Genomic DNA, 19,941 nt, shown 5'->3' with positions numbered 1-19,941 from the left:
AGCAGTTCGCGTCGCCCAACGGGCGATGGGCAGTGATTGCCGAACAGGGCAATCTGGTCCGTATCGATCGCACCACCGGCCAGCGCCTCGCGCTCACCACTGATGCCGAACCGGACTACGCATACGCGATCATGCCGGATTCCGATCTGGCTTCATTGACGCGTCGGCTTGCCGGCACGCCTGCGACTCCGTTCGGGTTGTGGTCGCCGGATGGCGAGCGGCTGCTGACGTATCGCGTCGATCAGCGGCATCTCTACAAGATGCCCATCGTGGTGAACGTGGTGCGTGGTGTTGAGCATCAGCTGCCGTTCGTGCATTTCCAGAACACCGCGCTGCCCGATGAGGATCGCACCTATCCGGCAGAGCTCATGATCTTCGACATGAGCACCGGGCGTCGGGTGGATCTGCAGATTCCACCGCCGATGGTGCTGTTCTCGGCCACGCCGCAGGGTGGCTGGTTTTGGAGCGCGGACGGTCGCAAGGTATTCGCCGCGCCGGACTCGAAAGATTTCCGCGCCTTCACCGTTTACGAAGCAGATGCTCAGAGCGGTGCGGCTCGCGCCATCGTTACCGAGTCGAGCGATTTGACGCTGCGACCGGATGCGACAACTCGCTTCCATGTGCTCGGCAACGGCGAGCAGATCATTCTGTATTCAGAACGCAGCGACTGGGGCCAGTTCTATCTGTACGACGGCAAGAGCGGTCGGCTAAAGAACGCCATTACTCGTGGCGAGTGCTCGGTGCATGGCATGACGCACGTCGATGAGCGCAAGCGCTGGTTCTATTACACCGCCGGCGGCTGCGAGCCCGGGCGCGACCCGTATTACTCACATTTGTATCGAGTGCGTCTGGAGGGCGGCAAGCCCAAGCTGCTGACGCCTGAGAACGCCCAGCACACTCCGAGTGTCTCGACGGATGGGCGTTACATCGTCGATACCTATTCGACAGTCAGCGAAGCGCCGGTGCATGTGCTGCGTGGGGCGGACGGCAAGCTCATTACCGAGTTGGAGCGGGCCGACATCAGCGGGCTGGCCGCCATCGACTGGCGTGCACCGATTCGCTTCAAGGTGAAGGCAGCGGATGGCGCGACGGATATCTATGGTGTGATGTTCCTGCCGTCGCGCTTCGATCCGTCACGCAAGTATCCCATCATCGATGCGCAGTACTCGGCGCCGCATGTGGTCTGGGCGCCGCGCGCCTTCCTGCAACAGCGGCAGGAAGCGATGGCGCTGGCGCAGCTCGGGTTCGTCGTGATTCACGTCGACGGCCGGGCGACACCGCTGCGGCGTCAGTCGCAGCAGGATCTGGGCTTTGCTGGCAAACAATCGGCGCCGATGCTGGTCGAAGATCACAAGGTCGCAATGGAACAGCTCGCGCAACGCCATTCGTTTATCGACATCGACAAGGTCGGCGTGTACGGGCATTCGGCCGGTGGTTATCGCGCGGCGCGTGCGATGCTGCAGTTTCCGGAGTTCTACAAGGTCGGCATCGCCACCGCAGGCAGTCACGATGCTTACGTGCATTCATCACTCGCGCGCTACTACGGCCGACCTCAAGAGTTCCCCGACGGCTTCGGCGACCAACCGAACATGCCCCTGGCCAAGAATCTGCGTGGCAAGCTGTTGCTCGCGCATGGCGATGTCGACGACGACGTGCATGTGGGCGTGACCTTGCAATTGGCGGACGCATTGATCGCGGCGGGCAAGGACTTCGACATGTTCATCTACCCTGGCCGCAATCACGCCAATCTCTGGAACGGCTACATGCTCCGCAAGGGTTGGGGATATTTCCTCCAGCACCTGCGCGACGAGGCGCCGTTGACGGATTTCACGGTGCCCGATCCACAGTGACACGTCAGTTCGCAAAGGAGTGACGGCCCGATCGACTTTTGACCTTCCGATTGGGTACGCTCCGTCCGCTGCAGTTTGCACGGAGCGTACCGACGGATGCGGATACTGGGATTTCTGGCGGCCATCAGTTGCTTGGCCGCCATGGCCGATCTGGCGCTAGCCGCTGCGCCGAGCCCCTTTACAGAATATGCCAATGCGGCCTTGTTCGAGATTCCCAATCGCGTCACGCCTGATCCGATGGACCTCAACGCGCCGATGCACTGTATCGATGCTAACGGCAATGGGCGCGACGAAATCATCAGCGGCGGCCCCATCGATAGCATCTGGCGAGTCATGGAACAGGACCCCGGCGGGCAGCGCTTCAGCATCAGAGCTGGCGCTCGCCGTCCGTTTCCGAGCATCGACTCGTACGGCGCCAACCAGGGGCGTGCGTTGCTGATCGATGCAGCGGGCGGTCCGGGGCAGGCGAAGCTGTATGCGGCCATCATCGACGGCCAGGAGTTCACCGGCCGCTATGACCTGCGTACTGGCGAGCTGGAGCAGGTTGCGTACTTGCTAGGCAAGCCGATTGCCATCCGCGATTTCAATGGCGATGGGGTCGGTGAGCTAGTGACTTTTCAAAGCACCAGTTCGTTTCGCCAAGCCAGCGTCTACATCTACGATCTACAGATGTCGCGACAACTGGCGAGCTTCCCGCTGACCGTCGGTATTCAGCAGGCGATCGTGCTCGGCAACTTCGATGACGACCCGCAATGGGAGATCGCCTCCAGTGCCGGCATCGTCTACGAACTCACTCTGGACGGGCTGCGCGAGGAAGGAACGTTCGCGGAACGAATGGACGACAATTGGATCGATTTCATGAGCGCGGCGGACGTCGACGCTGACGGTAAGGATGAGATCGTCGCGGCATACTGGACGCGAGTCGCGGTCATCGATCACGATCAGCGAGCGGTAAAGTGGAGTGCGCAGTCGTCGGTCAACCCGACCGCGCAATTGAATGTACTCAAGACCATCGATCTACTGGGTAACTCGACACCCGAGATCCTGATCGGGCAGGTCGGTCACCCGAGCGCGGCCGGCAACTTCGTCATTTTCGACGGTGCCAACGGCACGGAGCTGCGCACGATAGAACACCCAGATACCGGCGTCTTCGGAGTCAATGCGTGCGATGTCGACGGCGACGGCAATCGCGATCTGATCGCCGGTTTGTTTCGTCCTGTTAGCGGGCCGGACCGTTTGTATGTGTACGACCCCGACACCGGCCAGCTCAAGTGGCGCAGTGTCTCGGAGCTTGGCATGTTGCGCGCGGTGACCATGGCGGATGCGGACGGTGATGGGCAACAGGAAATGATCCTCGCGCCCTACGAGATGCCCGGCACGGGTGATTTGCGATTGCATAGTTACGATGCGGGAGTGCTCACGCACCGCTGGACGACTGATTCACCGATGCTACCGCCGTTCAGCACTCGCTCGCTCAATGCACTGGCGGCGGGCGATGCCGATGGCGATGGCGATGTCGACCTGGTGGTCGGTTCCAGCGATGGCAACGGCGGCCTCGTCTGGATCGTGGATGGACGCACGCGTGCTTTGGTGCGATCCGTTCAAGTAGGGAGCCCGGGCGTGCAAGTGCGCGCTGTGGCACTGGCCAATGTTTGGGGCGACAGCGTCCTGGAGATCGTCGCAGCGTCCTCGAATGGAGTGCTTGCAGCGATACGCGGGACTGACGGAAGTAGCGTCTGGCAGGCGAGTTGGGGGCCGACCGAGGCCCGAGGCATGCTGATTGCGGACTTCGACACCGATGGCACGTCAGATGTGCTGCTGCGAGTAGCTCCGGAGATTCCCGGCACGGGTATGACGGAGTTGTTCGTTGTGAATGGAGCGACCCGCGCCGTGCGCTCACTGAACACTGACTGCGTATCGTCCATCCTGGCGCTGGATGTCGCTGGCACCTCGGTACCCGAAGTCATCGTCGGCGGCTGCGAAGGCAAGGTCGAAGTGGTCGATGTGTCGAGCACCAGCGTCCTGCAGAGTCACGCTGTTTGCGACACGCAGATCAACGCTATCGCGCGTAGTAATCTATCGACGGCCGGGACGCGTGAAGTGTTGTTCACCTGTCGCGATCGAATTGGTTGGCTTTCCTTGAGTACCGGTGAATTCAAGTTGCTCACTGCCACCGTGGGCGATCAGATTGGACTAGGCAACAATCTGTTTTCTGGTCACATGGCGGGTTCGGATTTCATTACGGTGAGCACTACCGAAGGGTTGGCGCAGCTGCGACCGACTGCTTCGTTGGCTCCTTACGTTTGGCCATTCAATCCTACGACTACCAATATCTACAGCGTCAATGGTGGCTCGAGCCTGAGCGAGTCCATTGGCTTCGGCACGTTCGACGGCATGTCGGCCACATTGGAAGTCGTGCAGCAGCCGCGTCACGGGCGGCTGACCATCACCGATGCACGGGCCGGTCGGTTTCGCTATGAATCGACCGACTCTTATCGAGGCATGGATATGTTGGTGGTGCGGGCCAGGACCGCTCAGCGCGTCTCGCCGCCCACTGCGATTCCAATTTTCATCGCAGCCGGCGATTCAACCAATCCGCCGCCGTCCAGCAATCCAAATCCGTCCACTCCGTCAACGAATGGTAGTGGCGGCGGGGGTGGTGGTGACATGGGCGTGGGCACAATTCTGTTGTTCGGTCTAGTTCTCTGGTTGCGCGCTATACGCCGGCAGTCCGCATCGCGCGCACTGCCGGCGCTGTCGTCACCGAGTTCTATTTCTTCGCAATACTGGCCGCCGCTTGCTTGATTGGCTCTGCCACAGCTTTGGGTTGAGAAACATGGACTGCGTGACCCAGATTGCGCGGGTCGAGGCGGAGGAGGGCATTGCCATCATTCCGTCGTTTGGGATGCCGGCATGCCGTAACCGCAAGATCGTCGTCAGTCAGCTGATCAATTGAGTCTGCATGAGCACATGGACTTAACGAATCAGTCAGGGATTTTGTCGTACTCGTCGCTGGCGCAGTTGGGTGATTCCACCGGCTCGCCGCTGACCCGATTCAGGCACTATTGCCGGCTTTGGGATGCAAGCTCGAGGAATCGCAGCGTGGCGACTGACAAAAATAACCGTAAACGACTGATCAAACTCTGGCCGTCCGTGGCCTTGCTGGCCTGTGGCTGGGCGGCAGCACCGCTGGCCACGGCGGCGGCGCCGGCAGCCCCAGACACAAAGATCATCGCGCAGACCAATGTCATGGTCCGCATGCGCGATGGCGTCGGCCTGTCGACGGACATCTACCGTCCGGCGAAAGAAGGTCGCTATCCGGTCATCCTGTTCCGCGATGCTTATGGCAACGGCTCCGGTGGCGCCGCTGGGGCCAAGAGCTGGGTGGAGAAGGGCTACGTCTATCTGGTTCAGGACGTGCGCGGTCGCTACGACTCCGAAGGTCACTACTACCCGTACATTTCCGAAGCCACCGATGGCTACGACGCCCAACAGTGGGCGGGCAGTCAGCCTTGGTCCAGCGGCAAAGTCGGCATGCTGGGCTCTTCTTATCGCGCGGCCGTGCAGTGGATGCCTGCGCATCTGCGCTCGCCCGCGGTGGCTGCAATCATTCCGGCAGTGACGCCGTTCAACTACTACAAGGACGTGATGTATCCAGGCGGTGCGTTCCAGTTGGCCAACCGGATCGACTGGGGCTTCTACATGGCGGGTCGCACCGGCCAGAGCGGCATCGACGTCGAGAAGATGTGGTCGCATTTGCCGCTCAAGACGCTCGATCAGGCCTTCGGCTACGACTTGCCATATTGGCGCGATTGGGTCGGTCATCCCACGTATGACGAGTACTGGCGCCAGTTCGACTCCGAGGCGCGCATCGAGCAAATGGATGTGCCGGCACTCAGCATCGGCGGTTGGTATGACGCGATTCTGCGTGGCACGTTGACCAGCTACACGGGCATGCGTACACGCGCCCGCACTGAGCGTGCTCGTAACTCCCAGAAGCTGATCATCGGCCCGTGGGATCATTCCATCAATGGCAATGCCAAGCTGGGCGAGATCGATTTCGGCACCGAGACCAAGATCGACCTCAGTGGCATTCAGACTCGTTGGTTCGACCATTGGTTGAAAGGCGAAGACACGGGCTTCATGAAGGAGCCGCGCGTGCGCATCTTCGTGATGGGCGAGAACCGCTGGCGTTCCGAAGACGAATGGCCGCTCGCACGCACTCGCTACACCAAGTACTACCTGCAGAGCGCTGGCAAGGCGAACACGGCTGGCGGCGACGGCAAGCTGGCGACCAAGCTGCCGGGCGGCGCTGCTGCCGACACTTATATATATGACCCCAGCAACCCGGTGCCCACTCGCGGCGGCAACATCCTGCCTGCCAAGCTCGGGCCGGGTCCGGTGGATCAGGCGCCGCTCGCGGGTCGCGACGACATTCTGGTGTTCTCGACGCCGGCGCTCGAGCAGGACACGGAAGTCACCGGTCCTATCACTGTGACGCTCTATGCCTCTTCGTCGGCGTTGGACACGGACTTCACTGCGAAGCTGGTGGACGTGCATCCGGACGGCAAGGCCTACAACATTGCGGATAGCATCATCCGTGCGCGCTATCGCAATTCTTTCGAGAAGCCTGAGTTGTTGGAGCCCGGCAAGGTCTATCCCTTCACCATCGACTTGCTCGGCACCAGCAACCTGTTCAAAAAAGGTCACCGCATCCGGGTCGACATTTCGAGCAGCAACTTCCCGCGCTTCGATCGCAACCCGAACACCGGGCACGCGTTCGGTGAGGATGCCGAGCTGCGCAAGGCGACGCAGACGATCCATCACTCGCGGCAGTATCCGTCGCACATCACGTTGCCGATCATCCCAAGGTAGGGTCAGCTGTGAAGCAAGCGTGGGTTGCGTGTGCGTTCGTCGCCGCTGTCTGCAGCGGCGTCACGGCGACGGCCAGGGCGTCGGAGACGTCGGCCGGTTTCAATGTGTACGAAACGCCGATTGTCGAGCTACAGGCGGCACAGACGGCAGGCAAGGTGAGCGCAAGAGGGCTGGTTGAAGCCTACATTGCGCGCATCGAAGCGTACGATCGCGCCGGACCCAAGTTGAACTCGATCGTCGCGCTCAATCCTCGTGCGATCGAGGAAGCAGAGGCGTTGGATCGAGAGCGAGCACAGCGCGGCCCGCGTGGGCCGCTGCACGGCATCCCCATTCTCGTGAAGGACAACTTCGACGTAGCAGGGATGGTCACCGGCGGCGGCTCGATCGCACTGGCCACCAATCGAGCATCGCAGGATGCATTCCAGGTCGAGCGCTTGCGTGCGGCGGGCGCCGTGATCCTCGGTAAAACGACGATGCACGAGTTGGCGGCAGGTATTACCACCGAGTCGTCGCTGACCGGTATCACCCGGAATCCATACGATCCGACGCGCTTGCCCGGCGGCTCGAGTGGCGGGACCGGCGCTGCCGTTGCTGCGAGTTTCGCAGCGGCAGGCTTGGGCACCGATACGTCCGGCTCGATCTTGATTCCATCGGCATTTCAAAATCTGTTCGGATTACGGCCGACTCGCGGACTCGCCAGTCGAGGGGGCGTACTGCCGATGTCGTCATCGCAAGATGTTGCTGGTCCGATGGCTCGCACCGTCACGGATCTCGCCATTCTGCTCGATGCGACCGTGGGTCGTGATCCGCGCGATCCAGCCAGTGTCGATTCGCGCCGCTGGGTTCCGAAGTCTTATCGCGAAGCGTTGCAGCCCGGCGGTATCAAAGGGGTGCGCATCGGCGTAGCTCGCTCTTTGTTTCCCACGTCGGCGGATGACAAAGAAGCGGTGGACTTGGTGCTTGCAGCGCTCGACGCTCTTAAGGCGCAAGGCGCGACACTGGTCGAGGTCGAGCTGCCGCTGTCGAGCAAGCAACTGATGGGCAGCGAGACCACCGAATACGAGTTCAAATTCGATCTCGCCAATTATTTCCACGCCAGCCCTGCTGCACCGGTGGAATCCTTGAGTCAGATCCTGGATCGTGGCCTGTACGGCAAGTCGCTGGAGTCGCGCTTACGATCGTGGAACAAGCCCGAGGTGTTGAGCACGCCCAAGTATCGAGAGGTCCTGGCGTTGCGCGCCAAACTCCGGAACGAGGTGCTCGAGACGTTTCGAGAACATCGTTTGGATGTGCTGGCCTATCCCGGCGTCTCGCGACAACCTGCCGTCATCGGTACGTCGCAGGGAGGATGGGGCGCAGGCTGTCAGCTCAGTCCTGCAACCGGTCTGCCGCAGTTGGCCATTCCTGTGGCCTTCAGCACCAAGGGTTTGCCGATTGGCATGGCATTGCTTGCTCGAGACTTCGCGGAGCCCACGTTGCTAACCGTGGCCTACGGTTGGGAGCAGTCGCGAAAACCGAGACGTGCTCCATCGAGTGTGCCGCCATTGAAAGAGTAGTCACGCTTGGCTGCGCTGACAGGCGTGTGTGAAGTCAGTCAAGCTTTGACGAATTGGGTTCGGCAATGTAGGTAATTGCAACCAATGGCCAGCAGCCAGCAACCCGGCATGCGCGGTTAAAATGCTCCGTTGTCGACGAGTGGCGTCGAGTCGGAGTTTCAATGAAGAATCGAGCTGGGAAGAATCGAGTTGCGCTGGAGCGTAGGGTTGCTGTCGTGTCGGTGTGTGCGAGCCTGTTGGCCGTATCCGCCGTGCACGCTCAAGAAGAAGACAACGTAACGGAAGTCATCGTTACCGGTTCGCGCATCAAGCCGAACGAGTTCGATGCGCCGACGCCGACTGTGGCCATCTCGGCGGCCGCCATCGAGCGCTCGGGCACTACCAATCTCACCGATTTCTTGCGGACCATGCCCGCCTTGTTGTCCTCCGAGGACGATCTGACCAACACCGGATCGCAAGGCTATATCGGCAGCACCGGCTTGAACCTGCTGAACCTGCGTAACCTCGGCGAGGCACGCACCCTGGTATTGGTGGACGGACGTCGTCATGTCGCGCAGTTGCCGGAAACGGCTGCGGTCGACATCAACACCATTCCGATGGATTTGATCGAGCGAGTCGACATCGTCACCGGCGGTGTGTCGGCTGTGTATGGCGCGGATGCAGTGTCCGGCGTCGTGAACTTCGTGATGAAGAAAGACTTCGAAGGGCTGGTCGGGCGCGTGCAATACGGCGCCGCTGAGGCCGGCGGCGCGAACGACGTGCTGGCGACGCTGACGGGCGGCCTGAATTTCGCCGACGGCCGCGGCAACATCGCTGGCTCCATCCAGCACACCGACCGCGGTCGTTTGCGGGCGAGCGATCGCAGCTTTCTGCGCGGTGCCAACTACACCACCATGAGGCGCAATCCCAACGATCCTGGCGATAACCCGAACATTCCCGATGAAGTGCCGCTGAACGATATCCGCTACTTCGATAGCGCTCGTGCCGGCGCGATCGACGTCGACTTCGACGGCGTGCCGGATACGCTGCCGAACGGCGCCGCGTACCAGATTCCTCGCTTCGTCTCGCCGTACTTCTCTCAGGGCGGCAGCGGCACGCCGATCGCGGACTACATCGGCGATTTGCTACCGGAGGCCAAGACCACGGTGGCGAGTGTGTTCGGTCATTTCAAAGTCAGCGACGCGGTCAACTTCTTCGGCGAAGCCAAGTTCGTGCAGGGTAAAGCCACTGCGTATGCCCAGCCGACCTTCGACTTCTACCTGTACCAGAGCGCGGACAATCCATTTTTGCCGGCGTCAGTAGCGGCGCAGATAGTGGCGGGTGCGGCGGCCGACGGCTTTGGCGATCCCTCGGCGGGGGACGGTGTGTTGGTGAGTCGCGATAACTTCGACCTCGGCGTGCGCGGCGAAGAAGTGACGCGCGACACGATGCGCTTCGTGACGGGTGTGAACGGCGATGTCTGGAGTCGCTATCGCTACGAGGCTTCCTACACCTACGGTCAGTCCGACATCGATTCGGTCGCGCTCAACAACCGCTACACCGACCGCTTTCTCGCCGCCATCGACGTGGTGACCGATCCACTGACCGGGCAGGCGACTTGCCGCTCCAATCTGGATCCGAGCGCGTTGCCCTATCAGCCGTGGCAGAGCTTCGACTTTTCCGGACCGTTGTCTTTCACGCCCGGCGCCAACAGCGGTTGCCGGCCGTTGAACATCTTCGGCGAAGGCGTGGCGGATCCGGCCGCGCTGGCCTGGGTCATGCTCGACAACAAGACCACGTCGCGTTTGACTCAGAATGTTTTCAACGCCTTTCTGTCCGGCCCGGTGCCCGGTATCGCCTTGCCGGCAGGTGACATCGACGCTGTCGTGGGCGTGGAATGGCGTCGCGAGGGAAGCCGCTCCGAGCCGCCGCTGGCGGATCGTTTGGGGCAGACCTTCGGCAATGTCATTTTGCCGACCGACGGTGATTTCGACGTGAAGGAGGCCTTCGCCGAGATTCGAATTCCGGTGCTCGCCAACGTGCCGTTTGCTGAGAGGCTGCAGGTCTCCGGCGCGGTGCGCGTGTCCGACTACTCGACGGTGGGCAGCACGACCACTTGGAACACTGGCCTGTTGTGGGCACCGGTGCGAGACGTGAGCTTCCGCGGCACTGTCGCCGAATCGGTGCGAGCACCTAACATTGCGGAGTTGTTCAGTCCGCAAAGCCAGACGTTCGAAGGCATCGAGGATCCTTGCGATTCCTCTCAGTTGGCCAACGGCACGAGCTATCGTACCGCCAACTGCGCCGCCATTCTGTCTGCGCTGGGCGTGACTAACCCGGGGACATTCACGGATCCGAACTCTGCAACCATTGGTGGTATGGCCACCGGCAATGCGGCCCTGAGCGAAGAAACCGCGCGTACTTATACGTTCGGTGCAGTCTTCCGGCCGCGCTTCGCCGAGGGCTTATCGCTGTCCATCGACTACTACGACATCAACATCAAGCAGGCCATCAGCACGGCTGATGCTCAGGATGTCGCCGACAACTGCGTCGACCAGCCCACCATCGACAACGTCTTCTGTGACGCGTTGACGCGTGCTGCCGGCTCTGGCGCGATTACCACGTTCGTGGTTCGGCCGGAAAACGTTGCGTCGTTCCGGACTCGCGGTATCGACTTCAACGTCAATTATCTGCTCGACCCGTCACGGCTGGGCATGGATGCGGATATCGGCACCTTCACGTTCTCACTGATGGGCAGCCGGCTCGACCGATTGACCACCATCCCGACGCTGGGCGCCGAGCAGATCGACGAGCGGACCACGGCGGATGTCAACAGCGGCAGCTATGCGCCGAAGTGGACGACCGTGTTCGATACCACCTGGGAGTTCCACGGCCTGACGGTGAACTACGGCTACAACTATTTCAGCAAGACCACGCGCTATTCGTTGCTGACCCTGGCCGGCAATCCGGATCAGGCTTCACGTTCGAACATTTACTACAACGCGCGCGAAACGCACGACCTCTCGGTGTCGTACGACTTCGCTGGTAGCTATCGCGTCTACGCGGGTGTGAATAACCTGACCGACGAACGCCCCGACTACAACACCATTTATCCGGTGAGCCCGGTCGGGCGCTTCTATTACGGTGGCGTGAAGGTGTCGTTCGGCGGCCCATAATGGCCGCCGTTGACGCGGTAATGCTTTAGCCTCGCGAGCGAACCAGCGCGGCGGTGTACAAGACCGGGCCCGTGGGGGCCCCGGTCGGAGAGCCGCCGACGGGTTCCAAGCTCACCGCAAGCGTCGACGTCGCGTTCAGTATGTTGGCTCTGCCAACATCGACCGGCACGGTGGTTTCTCCGGTCAATGGCAGCAAGCCAAGTGATACCGGCGCTGTTCCGGCATCCGGGATCATCCACAGTTCGTAGGATCGATTCGGCTCGATGCTGATGGCGCGTAGTGCTCGAACTCGCAACTGAGCGACGTCCGGGAACGCACTGATGAGCCACAGCGGCGCGCTTGCGTCCGCCACAATCGCCACTCGATCTGGCTCGACCGCACGGACTTGCACCTGCGGTTCTCTCAACACCAGCAAAGATCCAACGCCCACTGCGATCAAAGCGAAGCTCGCTGCAAGGGCTCGCCACAGCTGCAACGTGCTGCGTGCGGGTGGAGTGCTTGTAACATTTGATGTGCGACGTTCGATCCGCGCCCATACCGAGGGCGGTGGCTCTACAGCAGGCAACTGCTCCGCAAGGCGCGCCAATCGATCTTCCCAAAAGATGACCGCCCGGCGCGCAGGTATATAAGCACGCATCAGTCCTTCGAAACGCCGCCGTGCACGACCAAGCAGGGTGCCGAGCACGTACTCGCTGGCCAACGCATCGATGAGAGGTTGTCGCTGGTAGTTCATGACGACAGACACGCCTTGAGTGCCATCAACCCGCGGCGAACCCAACTCTTCACCGTTCCCATGGGCGAGCTGAGCTTGCGGGAGATCTCATCGTGGGACAGCCCGTCCAGAAAGGCGAGGCGGATACAACGTTCCTGATCCGTACTCAAGCCTTTCATACATTCGGCCAGGCGCCGTGCATCGTTGGAAAGATCGGTCTGCGTCAATACATCCACGTTGTCGGCCGGCAGCAGCTCTTCCATCTCGGTCACTTCCTGATTGAGATGTTCATGTTTCAGGCTGCGGCGGATATCCAGCGCTCGATAGCGAGCGATGCTGATCATCCACGCCATGGGGCGGCCCCGTTGCGCATGATAAGCGGCGGCATTACGCCAGATGTTCACGTACACGTCTTGCAGGGCCTCTTCCGCCAGCTCGCTCCTACGAAGTATACGGAGCAGCACGGCAAACAGTTGCGGCGACGTCTGTTCATAAAGCGTGCGCAACGCCACAGAATCACCATTCGCGCTGCGCGCGAGAAGGCCGATGAGTGATTCGTCAACTGAGTCCATGGAGAGCTCGTCGATTCGTTATCTTATTGAGTGGCTCACACGCGGCTCGGGCCCAGGCGGTGCAGGCAGTGTATCAGGTGAGCGACGTGTCCAGGGCACGGCTGGCCAACCAATAAGTAGACAGTATCGCAATGACGACCGCGCCGGCCGGCATCAGGCTGGACCGATAGAAACGAGTGGCACGAAACAAAAAGGACAGGGGCACGAATGCGCCGACCACCACCAGTTGGCCGAGCTCCACGCCGACATTGAAACCGACCAGGCCGATGCTCAGATTGGTTCTATTCAGGCCGAGTTCGCCGAGCACGGAAGCAAAGCCGAAGCCATGAATCAGGCCAAAAATCAGCGCCACTACCCACATCCGAGCATGCACGACCGGGAACAGGATATTCAAAGCACCCAACAGCACCGTGAGTGCGATGGCGGATTCGACCCACCGTGTGGGCAGTTCGATGACACCCAGACTGGCGGCGATCAATGTGATCGAATGTGACACGGTGAAAGCTGTGACGATCTTGGCGATGCCCGACAGACTGTCCCTCAGGGATTCGCGGGCTACCCATCGATTGCTGTCACGTCGTAGTACCGCAGGCAGTAACAACGTGAGCAGAAACAACAGGTGATCGTAGCCGCTCCAGATGTGAATCACGCCTTGGCGGACGAAGGCCAAGAACGTGTCCTTCGTGCCTGAGTGGGCCAGATCGGCTTGATAGGCCGGCAGCTCGAGAGTGAGTATGTGTAGCTGCTCGGCGCCTGGGGTGCGCAACGTGAGCAGCCCTTTGTGATTGGGGTCCAGATCGAACAGCAACGAGTATCTGATCTGCAGTGCCGACGCAGCGACGGGGCACGTCGCGCGAAACCGTAGCACTGCGTAGCTGCCATCGATACGTTGCTCGGTGAGCAGCTCTAGGGGTCGGATCGAGCAGTTCTCGTTGCTGTCTGCTGGTTTCAACTCCAGCGCTGGCAATGCATAGCCTTCAATGGCCGTGCGCCGGGCTTTCAGTTCGCCCCAGGTGATCTCGCCGTTGGCATCGGTATCCACCCCGACGGCGAAATCCAAATCGCGCAGGGCGATATTCCATTCGCCATCGATCGCTCGACCACCGTCGAGTACATCGAGCGACAAGTAAGCGTCGCTTTGCTTATGGGCGAGTACGACACTGCTCATCAGTAATAGCAAAGCGCCGAGCAAAGATTGTAGATAGCGGCTCATGGCTTGGTGGCTGCCAGTCGTTCGCCAACCGTTGATGTGACGCGCGCGTCTTGATAGTCGTGGCGTCGAATCCAGGCGATGGCCTCGGTCGCAGGCTGCCATTGTCCAGACGCCTTGGCGGCGCGAAGTAGCAGTCGAACGTCTTCCGGCTCGCGCTGCTTCGAGAAGTTTTTCTCCGCGAGAGTGACGGCCGCCGCCGCATCGCCTTTGACGTCGAGCATGAATCGCGCGTGCTCGCGCAGGTGCGCATCGCCGTCACCTCGCTGACGGGCGGCGTCGAGTCGAGACTCGTACAGCGCGGCATATCTATTCGCGTCCGAGCCACGATAGCGTGACGCGATGGCGAGGCGTAACAAAAGGACGTCGTTGTCTGCGTCGTCTCGTAACAGGTCACGGACGGCTTGCCATTGGCCGGCGTCGATCAACAAATCCGCGACGGCGACTTTCGCTGCGGCGTTCTTTGGATCGATGCTCAAGGCTGCGGCGGCGTGATCTTCCGCCGCCTTGTCATCGCCCAAGCGCAGGGCCATGTCCGAAAGCTGCAGAAGCATCCAAGCTCGAACCTCAGGTGGCTCACGTTGAAGCGCGGGCAGCAATGCTTGCATGCGTTGATAACTGGGTTGCAACTGCCCGAGCGATGAATCGATGCTGGTGAGACAGGTGAGCGCAATCATGCGGTCGGTGAGGCGCAGCAGCGCTCGACAGGAATCCTTCGCTTCACTGAGTCGTCCTTGGACTTGCAACAGGCTTGCTTTGGTCACCCAAGCTTGCGCATTGTCGGGGGCCTGCGTGAGTGCGCGATCCAGCAGCTTCAATGCCTCGTCGAAACGATGCAGGTACTGGACTGCAATCGCTTGCAACACCAATGCCTGCGTCGGCGGAGTGGGGCGATTCAACCACGGTGTCAGCGTCGCCTGCGCATATGAAATGAATCTCGGATCCGCCTCGGCGCGCCCGACTTCGAGATAACGCTGTGCCAGAGCCAGCGCCGCGGCCTCGTCGTCGGGCCGTGATCGAACGTCATCGCGCAGTGACTGAAACTCGGCCTGCCGCGCTGACGCCGGTAGCCGAGCCAGCACGACCGCGTCGTCCTTGGGAATGTAAGGAGCGGGCGACGCTGTCGTACAGGACAACAGCGCCGCCAGCGCCAACAGTGCGCTATTACTCCAGCAACGCATCGAACGCATCGGGGTCCTCGGTGGGATTGTCGACCCAGCTATAGCCAGTGACCGATTCCGGTTCGTCGTCGATGGATTTGGTGTACGCGGTGTTCACCATCTCCGTAAACGAGCGCTGTTCGCTGGCCACTGTGACATTCACTGTCGAGCTGGTGGATGCGCCGGAAGGATCCGTGGCCGTTACTTTCACGGTTGCAGCACCGCTGACGCCGTCTTCCGGCGTGATCGTCAGTGTGCGTGCCGCACCGTTGCCGCTTAGTCGCACGGCATCGGCGCTGATCAAGTCACTGCTTGATTCGACCTTGAGCGTGAGGTCCGATGCCGAACTCTCGGCGTCGCTGATCGAGAAGGCCAACGCTTCGCCGCTTTCATCCTGGGCGATCGATTGCGTCGAAGCGAGGTCGGTGATCTTCGGCGCCGTGTTGCTACTCATCGGCGGCGCGGTGGATGAACCGCCGCCGCCGCTGCCACCACCGCAGCCTGCAATCATCAGCGCCGCGCATAAGGGAACAAAGGCCTGTGTATATCGGTGACTCATGGCGTCCTCACTCGCTCACGAATGCCGGGAAGTCGGCGGAGCCCGGAATCGGTGTGCGGAAGTATGGGAACGCGGCGTCGAAATCCGTCGCGTGTGTCGGCGCACCGTCCGTGAATGGCACCGTGCCTACCGGAGCATCCGCCGGTCGACACAGGCCGAGATCCACCGGTGCATTGTTGATGGTCAGCGGATGACACAACCGACCCATCGCCACGCGCAGCTCGATATCCGTCACGTCGTCACCGGGGCGACGGCCATTGGGAAAGCCGGCCAGATCGCCCGACAGCACGCCCATCGATTGTTGTTGTTCCAGCGGCGTGGGTGCGATGGTGGTGTTCAGACGTAACATTTCCGATGGCGTGACTCGAGCGAGCTGGTTGACGCCCGCGAAGCCGGTGAGAAACGCGGCCACGAGGTCGTTACGAGGCAAGTTGCTCGGGGCCAGATTGGCTACGTCAGGTTCCAACACCGAGTTCACTGGCGCGCGAAACAACGCATCCAATAAGAAGGGCAAGGTGGGATTGGTGACGTAGGTGAGAAAGCGGGCGTCGTCCTTGGGCGCACTTCGATTGAAGCGGTCCTTGTCGGGCAAGCCGATCACCACTTCGTTGACCAAGGGCATGCCCAGGCGCGACACCTGAACGGGCGCGCCGCCGCTGACGGCGGGGCGTGAACTCTGCGCCTTGCTCGAGAGCACCTGCACTTGTCGCGTCGATGCCGTGGTCCAGGCGCCGATCACGCCGTTGCCGGCGCCTTTCAAACAACTGGAGTGCACTTCGAGCGCCAGCGTGGTGACGTTTTTGTTGGCAAGCACGTCATTCGCCGGACTCTGTTCGATACCGGGCAAGCCCGGCACCGCGCCGGCTTCGACTGGCACCAGATTCACCAGGTCGAACACTTTGCCCAGATTGATCTGGAACGGCTCGTTGCGTTGTCCAACGAACACGCGACCGGGCCTCGAGCAGTTGGGGATGGTCACGTCGTACACGTACTGGCGCGCGTAGGCTTCATAGCCCGCGACGCTGCCGAAGGTCTTGGTGCCGATGAAGTCCACAGGCTTGGTGAAGGTGGCACTGCCATCGGCCGCGTTCACCACTGCCTGCGTGGCTTGATTCGAGCCGGTCTTGAGCAGCACTTTGAACGTCTCTCGTGAGTTCAACGCAGCAGTGTTGCCTGCGCCGACCGGGCCGATGTTCTTCAACGGCACCGCAACTTGCGAGGCGCCCACCGGTACTTTCAGGCCGCTATTGGCATTGGGCAGTCGGTTGTCGAACTGAAAGATGTAGACCAGGTCTTCGATGGCGTCACCGTCATTGTCGATGCGGAACGAATAGCGCCCGGTATCGTCGAGCGCGAAGTAGTTGGGTCCGCCATACGGATCCTGGAACGGGTAGTAATTCGCCAGGAACGTCACATAGCCGTCGCGGCCTGTTTCGTAGCTGCGGAACGCGTACAGGTCGGTGCCGTCCAGTTTTGGAAAGTTAGTGATGAATGGCGCCTCGCGATGGCTGGAAGCTTGCGCGCCCATCGACAGGCACAGCGTGGTGACAGTCGCGGCCAACATTGCCGCGCCGCTGACATGTATACGTGACATAGACGATCTCCCTTCAGCCTTTGAAACTTGTTGAGCGACGTTATGTCTACGTGGGCGTTTATGTTTCGGATGCGCGTGCGGCACCGAAGCGCGCTATTTATTTATGTGAGTTCCTGCTTGCATCCACCGATGCTCTGGCGACGTAGAGACTTCATTGGTGAGAGGGCAGGGCCATGCATGGGACTCGGAGCGGCATTGCGATCATCGGTTGCTGTCTGTGGACGTGCGTGCAGGCTGGCGGAATCCCGACGAAGGCGCGCTGGCTGGAGGAAGTGATTGTCACCGGCAAGCTTGATCGCCTGCGCGGCAGCCCGGAATCCGCGACGGTGGGGGTAGTCACCGCGGAGCAACTGGATCTGCGGCCAATACTACGCACCGGCGAACTGCTCGAAGTCGTGCCTGGATTGGTGGTCACTCAGCACAGTGGCGACGGCAAAGCCAATCAATATTTCCTGCGCGGCTTCAATCTCGACCACGGCACGGATCTGGCTACCAGCGTCGACGGCATGCCGGTCAACATGCCGACGCATGCGCACGGGCAGGGCTACACCGACATCAACTTTGTGATTCCCGAGTTGGTCGAGTCGATCGAGTATCGCAAGGGACCGTACTACGCCAACAGCGGTAACTTCTCGGCCGCGGGTGCCGTCAACTTGCATTACAAAGACACGGTCGACGCGCTGCTTGCCCTGGCCGAGGTGGGCGAGAACGATTTCAGCCGCGCACTGCTCGCTGCCTCGCCGCGCTTGGGCGATGGCGCGCTGCTGTTTGCCATCGATCATTCGGAGGGCGATGGCCCTTGGCAGCTTGAACAGAATTTCCGTAAGACCAACGCGCTGCTGCGCTACTCGAGACAGAACGAACGCGGTCGTTTCGCCGTGACTGCGCAAGGCTACGAAGGTGAGTGGCGCTCGACGGATCAGATTCCGCTGCGTGCGGTCGAGCAGGGGTTGATTGATCGCTTCGGCTTTGTCGATCCCACTGATGGTGGCGAGTCACACCGCTTCAGTCTCGGGCTGGATGCGATGGGAGAGTGGGCGGGCGGTCGGGGGCAGGTGCGGTTGTACGCGATCGACTATCGCCTGGATCTGTTCTCCAACTTCACGTACGCCATCGACGCTGAGCAGGGCGATCAATTCGAGCAGCTGGATGAACGTCGGATCTACGGCGGCAGTGCGTCGTGGCTTCGGCCATTGCGGCTGGCGCAACTCGACCACGATCTCGAGATGGGAGTGGAGACGCGCCGCGATGCCATCGGCACCGTCGGCCTGTATCGCACCAAGGCTCGCGATCGCATCGGTACCACGCGTCAAGACGAAGTCACTCAGAGTAGTTACTCCGCGTACTCAGCCGTGACCACGCATTGGAGTGAGCATGTGCGCTCGTCATTGGGGTTGCGGGCCGACTATTTCGCATTCGATGTACGCAGCGACCTCGCGGTCAACTCCGGTCGCGCGTCCGACTCGACGCTGAGTCCGAAGTTCTCGCTGGTGTTCGGGCCGTGGCATGAGACCGAGTTGTTCTTCAACGCCGGTCAGGGCTTTCACAGCAACGATGCTCGGGGCACGACGATTCGCGTCGATCCCGTCGACGGCGTGACGCCAGCTGCGCGCGTCGATCCGTTGGTCGATGCGTTTGGAATGGACGTCGGTCTTCGCACTGCCATTCTGCCCAATATGCAACTCACGCTGTCGTTGTGGACGCTCGATCTGGATTCCGAACTCCTGTTCGTCGGCGACGCCGGCCTCACCGAAGCCAGTCGCGCCAGTGAGCGGCGTGGCGTGGAGGTGGGTGCTATCTGGAATCCACTGACCTGGCTGATTCTCGATGCAGACCTGGCGTGGTCGCGTTCCCGTTTTCGAGGCAACGATCCCGCCGGCGATCGAATACCCGGCGCGGTCGAGAGCGTGGCTTCCGTCGGCCTCGCGATCGAGCATCCCAGCGGTTGGTTCGGCGGCGCACGCTTCCGCCACTTTGGCGCCGCGCCGTTGATCGAGAACGGTAGCGTGCGCTCGCGACCGACCACCCTGGTCAATCTCGAAGCGGGCTACCACGTCACCGATTCATTGAAAGTCAGCGCCGCGGTGTTCAATGTCTTCGACCGCGACGACAACGACATCACTTACCTATACGAGTCACAACTCGCGACCGAAACCGCTCCGGTTCAAGATATTCACTTTCACCCCGTCGAGCCGCGCACAGTGCGGCTCACGGTGAGCACTGCGTTCTAGGTCACAGCCTACTAGTCATCTCACAACGGTTCAGCCACCACGATGTAGTCGCTGCCGTATCGGATCGCACCTTCGCGAGCCACGAATGCTAATGCGCGGTCGCGCAGGGCGGCTGTGTGAGCTTGCATCGCGACGGCGAGAGACCGATCTTTGAGTCTGTCCAATGCCTGCGAGCACAGGTCGAGTTGGCTGGTCACGAAACGTTCGCCGTAATGGATCGGGAAGCGTTGCGCATCGACTACGCGAAGTTTGGCGAGCTCCAGATGCCGTAGTACCCAGTGCATGGGGTATTCGCGATAGGGCCGATCGCCGCTGAGTAGCAGGCAGGCATCTCGAAGGCGGCCGATCTCGTTGATCAGGCGCCCATCAGGATCGGAGAGCACATGTGGCACATACGGCTCGAGTCCAACGACGTAGAGCCGGCGTCCAACGTGCGGTCGTAAGCGTGGGAAAAGCTGATCCTGCCA

The 19,941-nt window shown here is 61.1% G+C and carries 12 protein-coding genes and 1 pseudogene; 6 read left to right on the top strand and 7 right to left on the bottom strand.

The features are described from left to right. The 5 genes from JNL55_RS19260 to JNL55_RS19240 form a co-directional block, all read left to right on the top strand. Window positions 1-1,850: S9 family peptidase (locus tag JNL55_RS19260; RefSeq protein WP_293857355.1), on the top strand; the 1,850-nt coding region annotated here is incomplete at its 5' end. Between the two features lie 96 nt (window positions 1,851-1,946). After that, window positions 1,947-4,655, top strand: coding sequence for an FG-GAP repeat domain-containing protein (locus JNL55_RS19255; RefSeq protein ID WP_293857352.1), 2,709 nt, complete (start codon window positions 1,947-1,949; stop codon window positions 4,653-4,655). Window positions 4,656-4,952: 297 nt separating this feature from the next. Further along, on the top strand, window positions 4,953-6,725 hold the full coding sequence (locus JNL55_RS19250) for a CocE/NonD family hydrolase (protein ID WP_293857349.1): 1,773 nt from the start codon (window positions 4,953-4,955) through the stop codon (window positions 6,723-6,725). Window positions 6,726-6,733: 8 nt separating this feature from the next. Continuing rightward, window positions 6,734-8,281 carry an amidase gene (locus JNL55_RS19245; RefSeq protein ID WP_293857346.1) on the top strand — a complete coding sequence of 516 codons (1,548 nt, stop codon included), beginning with the start codon at window positions 6,734-6,736 and terminating at the stop codon, window positions 8,279-8,281. Between the two features lie 161 nt (window positions 8,282-8,442). Further along, window positions 8,443-11,436 (top strand): TonB-dependent receptor domain-containing protein, encoded by a 2,994-nt coding sequence (locus JNL55_RS19240; protein ID WP_293857343.1) that lies wholly within the window; start codon window positions 8,443-8,445, stop codon window positions 11,434-11,436. A gap of 25 nt (window positions 11,437-11,461) precedes the next feature. Here JNL55_RS19240 and JNL55_RS19235 read toward each other — a convergent pair whose 3' ends face one another. From JNL55_RS19235 to JNL55_RS19210, 6 genes are all read right to left on the bottom strand, one after another. Then, window positions 11,462-12,169 carry an anti-sigma factor domain-containing protein gene (locus JNL55_RS19235; RefSeq protein ID WP_293857340.1) on the bottom strand — a complete coding sequence of 236 codons (708 nt, stop codon included), beginning with the start codon at window positions 12,167-12,169 and terminating at the stop codon, window positions 11,462-11,464. Next, on the bottom strand, window positions 12,166-12,720 hold the full coding sequence (locus tag JNL55_RS19230) for a sigma-70 family RNA polymerase sigma factor (protein WP_293857336.1): 555 nt from the start codon (window positions 12,718-12,720) through the stop codon (window positions 12,166-12,168). Before JNL55_RS19230 ends, JNL55_RS19235 begins: the two co-directional genes overlap by 4 nt. A gap of 73 nt (window positions 12,721-12,793) precedes the next feature. Then, window positions 12,794-13,933: a HupE/UreJ family protein gene (locus JNL55_RS19225; RefSeq protein WP_293857333.1), complete on the bottom strand. Its 1,140-nt coding sequence runs from the start codon at window positions 13,931-13,933 to the stop codon at window positions 12,794-12,796. Next, the gene (locus JNL55_RS19220; protein WP_293857330.1) at window positions 13,930-15,120 is read right to left on the bottom strand and encodes a tetratricopeptide repeat protein; all 1,191 of its coding nucleotides are present in this window, start codon (window positions 15,118-15,120) and stop codon (window positions 13,930-13,932) included. The genes JNL55_RS19225 and JNL55_RS19220 overlap by 4 nt, the downstream gene beginning before the upstream one ends. Next, window positions 15,095-15,649: an Ig-like domain-containing protein gene (locus tag JNL55_RS19215; RefSeq protein ID WP_293857327.1), complete on the bottom strand. Its 555-nt coding sequence runs from the start codon at window positions 15,647-15,649 to the stop codon at window positions 15,095-15,097. Before JNL55_RS19215 ends, JNL55_RS19220 begins: the two co-directional genes overlap by 26 nt. Before the next feature lie 7 nt (window positions 15,650-15,656). Then, window positions 15,657-17,243 (bottom strand): DUF4331 domain-containing protein, encoded by a 1,587-nt coding sequence (locus JNL55_RS19210; RefSeq protein WP_293857324.1) that lies wholly within the window; start codon window positions 17,241-17,243, stop codon window positions 15,657-15,659. 173 nt (window positions 17,244-17,416) lie between these two features. On the opposite strand from JNL55_RS19210, the gene JNL55_RS19205 reads away from it, so the two are divergent. Next, on the top strand, window positions 17,417-19,474 hold the full coding sequence (locus tag JNL55_RS19205) for a TonB-dependent receptor (protein ID WP_293857321.1): 2,058 nt from the start codon (window positions 17,417-17,419) through the stop codon (window positions 19,472-19,474). 20 nt (window positions 19,475-19,494) lie between these two features. Here JNL55_RS19205 and JNL55_RS19200 read toward each other — a convergent pair. Next, window positions 19,495-19,941, bottom strand: a pseudogene (locus tag JNL55_RS19200) (class I SAM-dependent methyltransferase); the annotation flags it as partial.

The sequence above is a fragment of the Steroidobacter sp. genome, from assembly GCF_016790065.1.
Classification (GTDB): Bacteria; Pseudomonadota; Gammaproteobacteria; order Steroidobacterales; family Steroidobacteraceae; genus Steroidobacter.
The sequence above is the reverse complement of the archived record's forward strand: the minus strand, read 5'-3'. Positions and strand labels throughout refer to the sequence as shown.

What these genes read in the sequence shown, in the direction of transcription:
- JNL55_RS19220 (WP_293857330.1), bottom strand. Translation starts at nt 15,120, where the DNA reads ATGCGTTCGATGCGTTGCTGGAGTAATAGCGCACTGTTGGCGCTGGCG.
- JNL55_RS19255 (WP_293857352.1), top strand. Translation starts at nt 1,947, where the DNA reads ATGCGGATACTGGGATTTCTGGCGGCCATCAGTTGCTTGGCCGCCATG.
- JNL55_RS19210 (WP_293857324.1), bottom strand. Translation starts at nt 17,243, where the DNA reads ATGTCACGTATACATGTCAGCGGCGCGGCAATGTTGGCCGCGACTGTC.
- JNL55_RS19240 (WP_293857343.1), top strand. Translation starts at nt 8,443, where the DNA reads ATGAAGAATCGAGCTGGGAAGAATCGAGTTGCGCTGGAGCGTAGGGTT.
- JNL55_RS19225 (WP_293857333.1), bottom strand. Translation starts at nt 13,933, where the DNA reads ATGAGCCGCTATCTACAATCTTTGCTCGGCGCTTTGCTATTACTGATG.
- JNL55_RS19235 (WP_293857340.1), bottom strand. Translation starts at nt 12,169, where the DNA reads ATGAACTACCAGCGACAACCTCTCATCGATGCGTTGGCCAGCGAGTAC.
- JNL55_RS19215 (WP_293857327.1), bottom strand. Translation starts at nt 15,649, where the DNA reads ATGAGTCACCGATATACACAGGCCTTTGTTCCCTTATGCGCGGCGCTG.
- JNL55_RS19230 (WP_293857336.1), bottom strand. Translation starts at nt 12,720, where the DNA reads ATGGACTCAGTTGACGAATCACTCATCGGCCTTCTCGCGCGCAGCGCG.
- JNL55_RS19205 (WP_293857321.1), top strand. Translation starts at nt 17,417, where the DNA reads ATGCATGGGACTCGGAGCGGCATTGCGATCATCGGTTGCTGTCTGTGG.